At 71.0% G+C, this 11036-nt stretch carries 10 protein-coding genes; 3 read left to right on the top strand and 7 right to left on the bottom strand.

Features of this window, described 5'->3' with window-relative positions:
* Nucleotides 1–56: 56 nt before the first annotated feature.
* Together ACFSJG_RS03500 and ACFSJG_RS03495 are read right to left on the bottom strand one after the other, a co-directional pair.
* Complete coding sequence (locus ACFSJG_RS03500; protein ID WP_378483822.1) at nucleotides 57–788, bottom strand: GntR family transcriptional regulator; 732 nt, start codon at nucleotides 786–788, stop codon at nucleotides 57–59.
* Between the two features lie 93 nt (nucleotides 789–881).
* A complete protein-coding gene (locus ACFSJG_RS03495) occupies nucleotides 882–1682 on the bottom strand; it encodes a DoxX family protein (protein ID WP_378483821.1) in 801 nt (266 codons plus the stop codon).
* 76 nt (nucleotides 1683–1758) lie between these two features.
* On the opposite strand from ACFSJG_RS03495, the gene ACFSJG_RS03490 reads away from it, so the two are divergent.
* Nucleotides 1759–2895, top strand: a complete 1137-nt coding sequence (locus ACFSJG_RS03490; protein ID WP_378483820.1) for a PQQ-dependent sugar dehydrogenase — start codon at nucleotides 1759–1761, stop codon at nucleotides 2893–2895.
* A gap of 30 nt (nucleotides 2896–2925) precedes the next feature.
* On the opposite strand, the gene ACFSJG_RS03485 is transcribed toward ACFSJG_RS03490, so the two are convergent.
* The 5 genes from ACFSJG_RS03485 to ACFSJG_RS03465 all read right to left on the bottom strand — a co-directional run bounded on the left by ACFSJG_RS03485 (nucleotide 2926) and on the right by ACFSJG_RS03465 (nucleotide 8755).
* Nucleotides 2926–4122 (bottom strand): cation:proton antiporter, encoded by a 1197-nt coding sequence (locus ACFSJG_RS03485; protein WP_378483819.1) that lies wholly within the window; start codon nucleotides 4120–4122, stop codon nucleotides 2926–2928.
* 62 nt (nucleotides 4123–4184) lie between these two features.
* Nucleotides 4185–5696 carry an Asp-tRNA(Asn)/Glu-tRNA(Gln) amidotransferase subunit GatB gene (gene gatB / locus ACFSJG_RS03480; protein WP_378483818.1) on the bottom strand — a complete coding sequence of 504 codons (1512 nt, stop codon included), beginning with the start codon at nucleotides 5694–5696 and terminating at the stop codon, nucleotides 4185–4187.
* Between the two features lie 67 nt (nucleotides 5697–5763).
* Nucleotides 5764–6795 carry a 6-phosphofructokinase gene (locus ACFSJG_RS03475; protein ID WP_378483817.1) on the bottom strand — a complete coding sequence of 344 codons (1032 nt, stop codon included), beginning with the start codon at nucleotides 6793–6795 and terminating at the stop codon, nucleotides 5764–5766.
* Nucleotides 6796–6868: 73 nt separating this feature from the next.
* Nucleotides 6869–7531, bottom strand: a complete 663-nt coding sequence (locus tag ACFSJG_RS03470) for a response regulator (protein WP_378483816.1) — start codon at nucleotides 7529–7531, stop codon at nucleotides 6869–6871.
* Nucleotides 7532–7540: 9 nt separating this feature from the next.
* Nucleotides 7541–8755, bottom strand: a complete 1215-nt coding sequence (locus ACFSJG_RS03465; protein WP_378483857.1) for a sensor histidine kinase — start codon at nucleotides 8753–8755, stop codon at nucleotides 7541–7543.
* A gap of 199 nt (nucleotides 8756–8954) precedes the next feature.
* Here ACFSJG_RS03465 and ACFSJG_RS03460 point away from each other — a divergent pair, with 199 nt between their 5' ends.
* Nucleotides 8955–9653, top strand: coding sequence for a hypothetical protein (locus tag ACFSJG_RS03460; RefSeq protein ID WP_378483815.1), 699 nt, complete (start codon nucleotides 8955–8957; stop codon nucleotides 9651–9653).
* Entirely contained in the window at nucleotides 9650–11017 is a 1368-nt protein-coding gene (locus ACFSJG_RS03455; RefSeq protein WP_378483814.1) for an alpha/beta-hydrolase family protein, read from the top strand. The genes ACFSJG_RS03460 and ACFSJG_RS03455 overlap by 4 nt, the downstream gene beginning before the upstream one ends.
* Nucleotides 11018–11036: the final 19 nt, after the last annotated feature.

Below are 11036 nucleotides of genomic sequence, written 5' to 3'. Positions count from 1 at the left end.
GGTGCACTCGCGGACAGCTCCTGGCCCGCGAGTGCACCACGCCGAGCGCGTCGGCATCAGCGTCGACGCAGGGTGACCCGATAGGTGTAGTGCTCGGGCAGGAAGTAGCTGATCGCGAGTTCCGTCGGCTCGTCGAGTTCGTTCGAGTACAGCCGATCGACCCTCAACATGGGATGGCCGGGCTCGCAGCCGACCGCGGATGCTGCCGCCTCCGGCGCCGGTGCCACCGTGATCGACTGGTCGGCCTGGACGATCGGCATCGCCAGGTGTGGCTCGATCAACCCGATCATGGTGTGTGTGCTCGACGCCCCCGCCGCCAGCTCGGGAGCGTCGGCCACGGCCTTTCCGATCGTCTCCGGCAGGTAGACCGTCGTGTACACGAACGGCACGGCGTCGTGCAGGCGCCGGAACGACACCGTGTAGAGCACGTCGATGTCGAGCCGGAGGCGGCTGGCCGCCTCGATGTCGACCTGCCGCCGCGGCGGCGTGACGATCTCCATCGTCGTGTCGGCCGACAGGTTCATGAGGTCCTCGATGGAGCCCAGCTGCCGCAGGTACCGCCCGGTCGCCTCGCTGGCGAAGGTGCCGCGGCCCGGAACCCGGTGGACGATGCCCTCGGCGACGAGGTCGTGGAACGCGCGGCGCACGGTCTGACGACTGACGCCGTGTTCGACGGCGAGTTCGGCCTCCGTCGGCAGTCGGACGCCGCCGCTGTAGACACCGTCGGCGAGCTCACCGCGGAGCCGGTTCGCGAGCAGTCGATATGCCGGTTCCCCCGGAACTCCCACGCCCGCCTCCACGTCGCGCCGATTTGTACGGCCATTATGTCGACAGCTGTGACCCCGCGTCAACGCGGGACCGACGTCAACGCGGGACCGGCGTCAGGCGAACGGGTTCGCCCCGTTGAGGAAGATCCACAGGCACACGCCTCCGGCCACACCGAGCAGGAGCACGACGAACGACCCGACGTACGGGCGCGTCGCCCACCGGCGCCTGCCCTCGACGGACAGCCGACCCGGGCCGGTCAGCGCGACGGCCACGAGCACTGCTGCGAGCAGCAGTTCGAGTTCGGGCCCGTCGGGAGCGAACCACTGCAGTCCCGGATCGGCCGCCTGACGCACGCACCAGGCGTTGATCAGGACCGCGAGGAGGCCCGCAGCGGCGAACGGGGTCGCCAGTCCGAGGATCAGCAGGGCCCCGGCGACGACCTCGCCGATCGCGCCTGCGAGCGCCAGAATCCTGGCCTGCTCGAATCCGGCGTCGACGAGGAAGGACTCGAAGCCGTCGAGACCCGGGCCGCCCCAGATTCCGAGCAGCTTCTGCAGTCCGTGGGCCAGCGCCACCGCACCGACCGCCACCCGCAGCACGAGGAGACCGAGATCGAGGGTGCCGCGCGGCGTCGTGGGTGGCGCGGTGGGCTCGACCGCCGCAGGCGCTGCGGTGGACGCGGCGAGCGCGGCCGCAAGGTCCCGGTCGTACGAGTCCGCGGTCCGCAACTCCTCCGTCGGGTGCAGTTCGGACGTCGAGGCGTCGGCGCCGCCGTACGTCGGAATCTGCTCGGTCGGCATGAAGCCGAGTTCGTCGTCGGTGGTGGGAATCCGCCCCGACTGCGCGTCGTGACGGCTGGGCACCGACCGGCCGAAGCCCTCGGCTTCCGGGTTCTGTCGCGGGTTGTCGGTCACGCGACCCAGCGTATGTTGCATCGGCTACGGACCACCGGTGCGGCGCTCGGCGAGTCCGTTGTCGTACGGTTCGAACATGGCGATCAATCGTGCGGCACACCGCACCGCGGTGCTGTCCACACTCGCCCTGACCGTCCTGACAGGGTGCGCCCGGTTCGACGACACCGCATCGACCCCGTTCACCCCGGTCCCCACCTTCTCGGCAGGAGAGGTCCAGCCCCGCGAGCCGGGCGCACCCACGACGCCGACCCCGACACCGAGCGGCTCCCCCAGCATCGAACTGCCCTGCGTCGACCCCGATCCCGCGGTGGTCGCGACCTGCCTCGACGTCACCGGCGGGCTCACCGTCCTGCCCGGGGGACAATCCGCGCTGGTGACCGAACGCCGCACCGGGCGGATCCTCCAGGTCGCGCCCGGCATGCCGACGCAGGAGATCGCCCGCCTCGACGTCGACGGCTCCGGCGACGGCGGCCTGCTCGACGTGGCGCTGTCCCCCACCTACACCGAGGACAACCTGCTCTACGCGTACGTCTCCACCGCCACCGACAACCGCGTGGTGCGGATCGCGCCCGGCGACAGCCCCAAGGACGTCCTGACCGGGATTCCGCGGGGTACGGCCGGCAACGCGGGCGCATTGACGTTCACCGGACCGAGCGAGCTGACCGTCGTCACGAGCGACACGGGAAATCCCGCGACGGCAACCGACCCGGGCTCCCTGGCCGGGAAGGTCCTACGGGTCACCGCGCTCGCTCCGGCACCCGTCCAGCCGCGACCGCAGGTCGTGCTGTCAGGGATCGGGACCGCGGGCGACGTCTGCGTCAATCCGGCAGGCGGGGTCTGGGTGAGCGACCGCACGGTCCTCGAGGACCGGTTGCAGCGCGTCGCGCCCGACGGCGCGACGGGCACCCCCGTGTGGACCTGGCCGGACCGTCCCGGCGTCGCGGGCTGCACCGCCATCGACGGGGGTGTCGCGGTGTCGCTCACCGGCGGGCGGGCGCTCGCCGTCCTTCCCGTCGATTCGCGCACCGGTGCCGCGCAGGCGGCCCCCGGCTTCGTCGCGCAGGACACCTACGGCATGCTCCGCGGCGCCGACCTCGGGTCCGACGGCCTGGTCTGGGTGTCGACGGTCAACAAGTCCGGCGACCAGCCGGGCCCCACCGACGACCGTGTCGTACGGATCCCGGCACCGCAGGGCGGCGGAGGATTCGACTGACCCGGCGGACGGACGCGCAGGCTCACCCGATCACGGGGCCGGCACCGACTTCCGCGGTCCGATCAGCGACGCCGCCGTCGGGAGCGCGAGGACGGTGATCGCTCCCGCCGCAACGAGAATCGACGCGTTCTCCGTGGTCATCTGACCGGCGTCGACCGCGACGCCGGTCACCGCGACGATCAGGGGAAGCGCTGTCGCGGAGTAGAGCGCGATCTGTGTCCGTTCGCGGATCGTCGGCGGCGGTGCCAGGCCGTCGGGCCCACGGTCGAAGTACTCGGCCAGGAACACCGGCAGTCCGCGCACCAGCAGGATCAGCACGACGAAGGTGACCAGCACCCAGGGGCTGGCGATCACGGCCGAGACGTCGATCGCCATCCCGGACGTGACGAAGAAGACCGGGATCAGCAGACCGAACGCGAGCCCGTCGAGTTTGGACTCGAGGCGCTCGTCGCCTCCCGGGAATGCCCGCCGCAGAATGAAACCGGCCGCGAAGGCGGCGAGAATCCCGTCGACCTCGAAGATCGCGGCGAGTGCGCCGAGGGTGACGAGCAACAGGATGGTCAGCCGGACCGTGGTCTGTGCCGTCGTCTCCGATCCGAGGCGGACGACGGTGAGCAGCCGGGATCCCTTCTGTCGCAGTCGCGCCGGGATGAACGCGACGGCGACCGCGGCGGCGCCGAACCCCACGAGTACTATCAGCGATCCGACGGTCCCGCGAGAACCGAGCAGTACCGCCATCGCGACGACCGGACCGAGCTCACCGATTGCGCCGTGGTTCAACACTGTTCGGCCGATCCTCGTCGCGATCATCCCGCTGTCCTTGAGGATGGGCAGCAGGGTACCGAGTGCCGTCGAGGTCAGTGCGATCGCGACGGCGATCTCGGCGTTGATCGCGCCGGTCGCGCCGAGCAGTCCGATCACCGTGAACGCGAGCGCGAGACAGATCACCCACGTGACGAGCGCACGCCGACCACCACGCCCGGTCAGCTCGTCGGTGTCGATTTCGTAGCCGGCGAGCAGGAACAGCATGCCGAGCCCGAGCTCGCGGAGCAGTCCGATCTCCGATCCCGTCACCGCCAGGTCGAGCGCGTACGGGCCGATGATCGTGCCCAGAATCAGCAGCAGGACCACCTCGGGGACGAGCCTGCGCGGCACGAGCCCGGCGACGAGCGGCGCGATCACCGCGCACAGGGCTATCCAGAACAGCGACGCACCGACCGAAGGCATTCCCGAATTATGGCCCGGCCGAGCGTGCGGTCCCCGTCACCCCCACGGGTGGGCCCGGTCGCTCACGCGCAGGCCTCGATGACCAGTTCCTTGACGCGCGCCGGATCGGCCTGCCCCTTGGTGGCCTTCATCACCGCGCCGACGATCGCGCCCGCGGCCTGCACCTTGCCGCTGCGGATCTTCTCCGCCACATCGGGATTGGCGGCGAGCGCCTCGTCGACGGCGGCCTTGATGAGGGTGTCGTCGCGGACGACGACGAGCTCGGGGTGCGCAGCGACGACCTGCTCGGGGTCGCCCTCGCCCGCGAGGACGTGGTCGACGACCTGCCGGGCCACCTTGTTGTTGAGCGTGCCGCTGTCGATCAGGGCGATCACCTGCGCAACCTGCGCCGGGGTGATCGGGAGCTCGGTGAGCTCGACGCCGCGGGTGTTGGCCTGCTGCGTGAGGTACGACACCCACCAGGACCGCGCCGCGTCGGCGGGTGCGCCCGCCTCCGTGGTCGCGATGACGAGATCGAGCGCGCGTGCATTGACGAGATCGCGCATCACCTCGTCGGACACACCCCACTCCGCCTGGATGCGGGCGCGGCGCAGCCACGGCAGCTCCGGCAGGGTGCCGCGGAGCTGCTCGACCCACTCGGCGTCCGGGGCGACCGGCTCGAGATCCGGTTCGGGGAAGTAGCGGTAGTCCTCGGCGGTCTCCTTGCGACGGCCCGCGGACGTGGTGCCGTCGGCCTCCTGGAAGTGCCGGGTCTCCTGAATCACCTCGCCGCCGGAGACGAGGACCGCCGCCTGGCGCCGCATCTCGTAGCGGACCGCCACCTCGACGGACTTGAGCGAGTTGACGTTCTTCGTTTCGGTGCGGGTGCCGAACTCCTTCGCGCCGATCGGCATCAGGGAGATGTTCGCGTCGCAGCGCATCGAACCCTGGTCCATGCGGACGTCGGAGACGTCGAGGGCCTTGAGCAGGTCACGTAGTGCGGTGACGTATGCACGCGCGACCTCGGGGGCCCGTTCACCGGCGCCCTCGATCGTCTTGGTCACGATCTCGACGAGGGGTACTCCGGCGCGGTTGTAGTCGAGAAGCGAGTGGCTGGCTCCGTGGATGCGTCCGGTCGCGCCGCCGACGTGCAGGGACTTGCCGGTGTCCTCCTCCATGTGGGCGCGCTCGATCTCGACCCGCCAGGTGGTGCCGTCGTCGAGAACCACGTCCAGGTAACCGTCGGTGGCGATCGGCTCGTCGTACTGGGAGATCTGGTAGTTCTTCGGCTGGTCCGGGTAGAAGTAGTTCTTCCGCGCGAACCGGCCCCACGGGGTGATCGAGCAGTTCAGCGCCAGGCCGATACGAATCGCCGACTCCACTGCAGCCGCGTTGACGACCGGCATCGAGCCGGGCAGGCCCAGGCACACCGGGCAGACCTGGGTGTTCGGCTCGGCGCCGAACGTCGTCGGGCAGCCGCAGAACATCTTGGTCGCGGTGTGCAGCTCGACGTGCACCTCCATGCCCATCACGGGCTCGAACTTCGCGAGCACGTCGTCGTAGGCGAGCAGGTCATCTGACATGGCGGCGGTCATGGACCCGAGTTTATTCGCCCACGTTCGTGACGGACGACTCGCATCCGGGCAGACGGCGCGGTGGCGGTCAGCCGAAGATGACTCGCATCTCCTGGTACCGCTCCACCGGAACGGTCTTGTGGTCGGCGAGCGCCTCGTCGAAGTGCACGGACACGATGTCCGTGCCGTGCAACGCGACCATGTTCCCCCACTCCTGCCGGTCGACGAGATCGGTGACGGCCATCCCGAGCCGCGTTGCCAGGACCCTGTCGAAGGCAGTGGGGACGCCGCCGCGCTGGATGTGACCGAGGACCGTCGCGCGCGTCTCGATGCCGGTCCGCTCCTCGATGATCGGCGCCAGCACCTCGCCGATGCCGCCGAGCCGGGGACGGTCGAATCCGTCGAGGCCCTTCGTCGAGTGCGCGTGCGTCATGTCGGGCAGGGTGAATCCCTCGGCGACGACGACCATCGGGGAGCGGCCACGCTCGCGGACGCTGGCCACCCAGGCGCAGATCTGTTCGATGCTCTCCGGGAACTCCGGGATGAGGATCGCGTGCGCTCCGCCCGCGGTCCCCGAGTGCAGCGCGATCCAGCCGGCACCGCGGCCCATCACCTCCAGCACCATGCAGCGTTTGTGTGAGTTGCCGGTGGTGCGGAGTCGGTCGATCGCCTCGGTCGCGACTTCGACGGCGGTGTCGAAACCGAAGGTGTAGTCGGTCTGGTCGAGGTCGTTGTCGATCGTCTTGGGCACGCCGACGATCCGGATCCCCTCGTCGTAGAGGCGCTGCGAGGCCGCCGCCGTCCCCTCGCCGCCGATGGCGATCACGGCGTCGATGCCGAGTCGCTCGAGGGTCCGGGCGATGTTCTCACTGCCGCCGCTCGGTCCCTGGTACGGCCCGAACCGGCTGGTCCCGAGGATCGTTCCGCCCTGGTGCGACAGGCCCCGCACGGTGGGGCGGTCCAGTTCCATGACGTCGCCCTCGACCAGTCCGCGCCAGCCGTCGCGGAAGCCGACGAACTCCTGGCCGTGCACGGTGGTGCCCTTGAGGACCGCGCCGCGTATGACGGCGTTCAGACCCGGGCAGTCGCCGCCGCTGGTGAGAATCCCGACTCGCGTCATCGACACCTCTGTCCGCGCTGGATCCGGTTCTGGGTCGGTCACCATAGTGCACCCGCACCGGGCCCCCGGCATCTCAGGCGGGCGTCACCACACCGGTTTCGTAGGCGAGCACGACGGCCTGCGCCCGGTCCCGCAGGTGGAGTTTCGACAGGACCTTCCCGACATGTGTCTTCACCGTCTGTTCCGCGACGAACAGGGTGTCGGCGATCTCCGTGTTCGACAGCCCGCGGGCGATGAGTTCGAGCACCTCGCGCTCACGAGGGGTGAGCGCGGCGAGCTGCGCCGATTCGGGTCGTCGTGCGGCGCGCCTGCTGGTCACGTCGGCGATGAGCCTCCGGGTGACGGACGGCGCGAGCAGCGCCTCCCCGGCCGCGACGACGCGCACCGCCCGGACGAGTTCCTCGGCGGGCGCGTCCTTCAGCAGAAATCCGCTGGCACCCACCCGCAGCGCCTCGTAGACGTAGTCGTCGATGTCGAAGGTCGTGAGCATCAGCACCCGGATCGGGGTGCCGGACGAGGCGGACAGGATTCGCTCGGCGGCCTCGAGGCCGTTCATCTCCGGCATGCGCACGTCCATCAGCACGACGTCGGGTCGCAGCCGCAGCACCTCGTCGACGGCGAGCCTGCCGTTGGGTGCGTCGCCCACGACGCTGATGTCCTGCTGTGCGGAGAGCAGGGCACCGAAGCCCTGCCGCACCATTGCCTGATCGTCCGCGATGAACACCGTGATCCCCACCCGGCCAGCCTAGGCGGAACCGACGACCGGTTCCGGCCGTGTGGCGCCGGGCACCGACGGAATACGGGCGTGCACCTCGAATCCTCCGTCCGGACGCGGTCCGGCCGTGAGGGTTCCCCCGATCGACACCGCCCGGTCCCGCATCCCGGTGATGCCGTGCCCGCTGGCGGCGTCGCGGTGACCGCTGCGGATGCCCGCCGTCGCACGGGCCGCGCTGTTGACGACGGTGAGGACGGTCGACTCCGCGTCACCGGAGAGGTGCAGGTGTACGGCGGCGCCCGGGGCGTGACGCGCCGCGTTCGAGAGCGACTCCTGCGCGATCCGGTACAGGGTGAGTTCCGCCGCATCCGACAGCACCGGCATCGGCCCACGCTCCACGGTCACCTCCATACCTGCCCGTCTGCTGCCGTCGACCAGCTCGTCGATCCGGTCGAGGCCAGGCATCGGTGCGTGTTCGGGAAGGTGTCCGTCGCTGCGGAGCACTCCGAGCATTCCGCGGATCTCGTTGAGCGCCTCGCGCGCGGTCGCGCCGATCGAGTCGAACTCCGCCTTCGCCTCGTCGGGCAGGTCGCCGATCCGGTAGGGCGCGCTCTGCGCCTGCACGACCACGAGCGACATGTGGTGCGCCACGACGTCGTGCAGGTCCCGGGCGATCCGTGCCCGCTCCTCGAGGATCGCGCGCCGCGCGCGTTCGACCTCGGCCACCTCCTCCTGCTGGGCGAGTTGCCTGCGGGAGAGGACGAGCCACCGGATCAGCAGCCCGAACACGACGAGCGCGGTCAGGCCGAACGCCCACCCGCGGCCGTCCTGTCCGGGGGCGTATGCCAGGAACAGCAGCGCCGTGGACACCCACGCGACCCCGACCACCGCGAGGGGCGAGCGCATGCTCACCGCGAGCAGCAACGCCATCAACACCATGACGTGGACGACTTGCCACGGGAAGTCGTAGTCCTCCGTCCGGTCGTAGACGACGGGGATCACCAACGCTCCCGCCGCGGAGATCGCCCACCCCAGAGCAGGATTCGCCCGAACCAACATCAACGGCAACGCGGCGAGACCGGCGATCACCGGTTGCACGCCTGCGGGAACGTGGTGCGTCAGTTGGAGTGTCGGCCAGGCGATCGCGAACAGGATCCCCGTCACCACCACGAGGCCGACGTCGAGCCACTGACCTCGATCGAGCCTCCGCACGCGCGGCCGCGCCGCCGCCACCGCGCGTCCCATGCCCGCGTCGACGGCCCTCTTCGTCCTACCCATACCGAAAACCGTAGGAACAACATCGTCGAATGTCCTCATACCGTGGGGTGAGATCGGTCTGCTCCCGGAGGGTGAGTTCGGTGCGCGACGCGCCGCCGAGGCGTCGGTCGCGAACCACGCCCGAGGGTGATGTTCGCTGGTACAGGCCGTTTCTAGCGTCGAACTCATGCGGAAATCGACCTGGACGACGGCGGCGGCCGGATGCGCGATCGTGTTCACGACGGCCCTGCTGTCGCCGCCCGCCCTGCCCGCCGTGGCAGCGGCGGCACCGGACACCCGGACAGAACGATCGGACCACCCGACGGGGCCGGCCGCGACGGCGATCGTCGCACTGACCACCACCGATCCGGCCGCGGCGGCGGCCGCCGTCCCGGACGACTTCGGGGACGTGGTGGGCTACCGCCCCGCCCTGCGCGACGGCATGCTGGTGAACCCGACGGGCACCTGCTCGTCCCCCGTCCCCCTGCCCGGCGAATTCGACACGGCGTGCCAGGGGCACGACCTCGGCTACGACTTGCTCCGCTACGCCGACCGGTCCGGGGAGCAGCTCGGCCCCTGGGCGCGGCAGAGCCTGGACCGCCAGCTGGACGACCGCCTGCACGCCGCCTGCGCCGCCCGTCCCGACGAGGTCACGCAGGCCTCCTGCCGGGTGGTCGCCTCCGTCGCGGCGACTGCCGTCGACACGAACTCGTGGCGCCAGGGCTATGCGGCGCCGCGACCCGAACCGGTCGCCGGCTACGCCGCCGTCGCGGGCGTCGTGCTCCTCGCCGGTGTCGCGGTGGCACGCCGCGGCAGACCCGCGCTCCGTCGCGGCGTCGGTGTCCGGAGCGGCGAACACGTCCGGACGCAGGGGGTTCCGGCATGACGGCCGTCGTCGCCCACGGTGAGCCGCGCGTCCTCGCCGCGCCGCGGGTCGCGACCACCGTCTGCGTGACCGCTGCGGCGACGGTGTCACTGGCGCCGTCGTTGCTGCCGCGGTCGGCCGCGGTGCAGGCGGTCGTCACCGGTGTCCTCGTCGCACTCGGCCTCGCAGTGGCGTCACTGTGGCGCCGCGTCACCGAACGACGAACGCACTCAGTCGGTTCCGACTCCGACGTCCGACGCGTCGTCGTGTGGTGCGCCGGCGCGGCGACCGGTGCCACGCTGCTGCTCGCCGGGCACTGGCAGCGCGGGCTGCGCGAGGCGACCGGGGCCGCACCCGTCTCGCCTGCGTACTGGCCTGCCGTGCTCGCAGGAGCGGCCGCCGTCACGACGGCGCTGGTGCTGACCGCTGCCGGGCTGCGCCGATTGCGCAGGGCCGGGATCGGCCGACTGCGCCGCAACCGCAACACACGCCGCGTCACGGCCTCCGTCCTCGCCGCGACCGTCGCACTCGCGTTCTGGATCGGGCCGGCGGCGGGCGCGGCCGCGGCGGGGAACACGACCGCCGGTCTGACGCTGCCGCGTCCGCAGTCCCCGTCGATCTCGGGAAGCGCGGAGTCCCTGACCCCGTGGGAGACGCTCGGGGGCGAGGGCAGACGGTTCGCCACCGCGTCGGCGGCACCGTCGACGGTCCGGACGTATGTGGGTCTCGACAGCGCACCGGATTCCGAGTCGCGGGTTCGCCTGGCGATCCGGGAACTCGACCGCGCGGGCGGCTTCACCCGGTCAAACCTGGTGATCGCCGTGCCGACCGGATCCGGGTGGGTGGATGCGAACGCGCTCGCCGGATTCGAGCAACGCTTCGGCGGCGACGTGGCCGAGGTGGCGGTGCAGTATTCCGCGGCACCGAGCTGGGCGACGTTCGTCCTGGACCGGCGCAGCGCGGCGGAGTCGGCTCGGGCGTTGTACTCGGCTGTGGCGCAACACGTGTCGCAGCTGTCGCCTGCGTCTCGTCCGAACGTGTACGTCTACGGGCAGAGTCTCGGTGCGATGGGCGCTGCGGCCGCGGCGGACGGGGCGTATCCGCCCTGCGGGGTGCTGCTGGCCGGACTGCCTGCCGGGGTCACCGCACCTCGCGGCGCCACCGTCCTCGCCAACGCGTCGGATCCGGTCGTGCACTGGTCGCCACGGCTGCTCGTGGCGCCGCCGCGACTGGACGGCACCCGCCGCGACGCGCCGACACCCCCATGGCTGCCCGTGGTGAGCTTCGTGCAGACCACGGTCGATCTGCTGACGTCCCTCGACTCCGCGCCCGGCCACGGCCACCGGTACGGCACCGATCAGGGAACGGCGTTGCCCCACTGCTGACCTGAGGGTTCTCGCGCTG

Source organism: Rhodococcus gannanensis (genome assembly GCF_042681175.1).
Lineage (GTDB): Bacteria > Actinomycetota > Actinomycetes > Mycobacteriales > Mycobacteriaceae > Rhodococcus_G > Rhodococcus_G gannanensis.
This window is presented reverse-complemented; position numbering and strand designations above follow the sequence as displayed.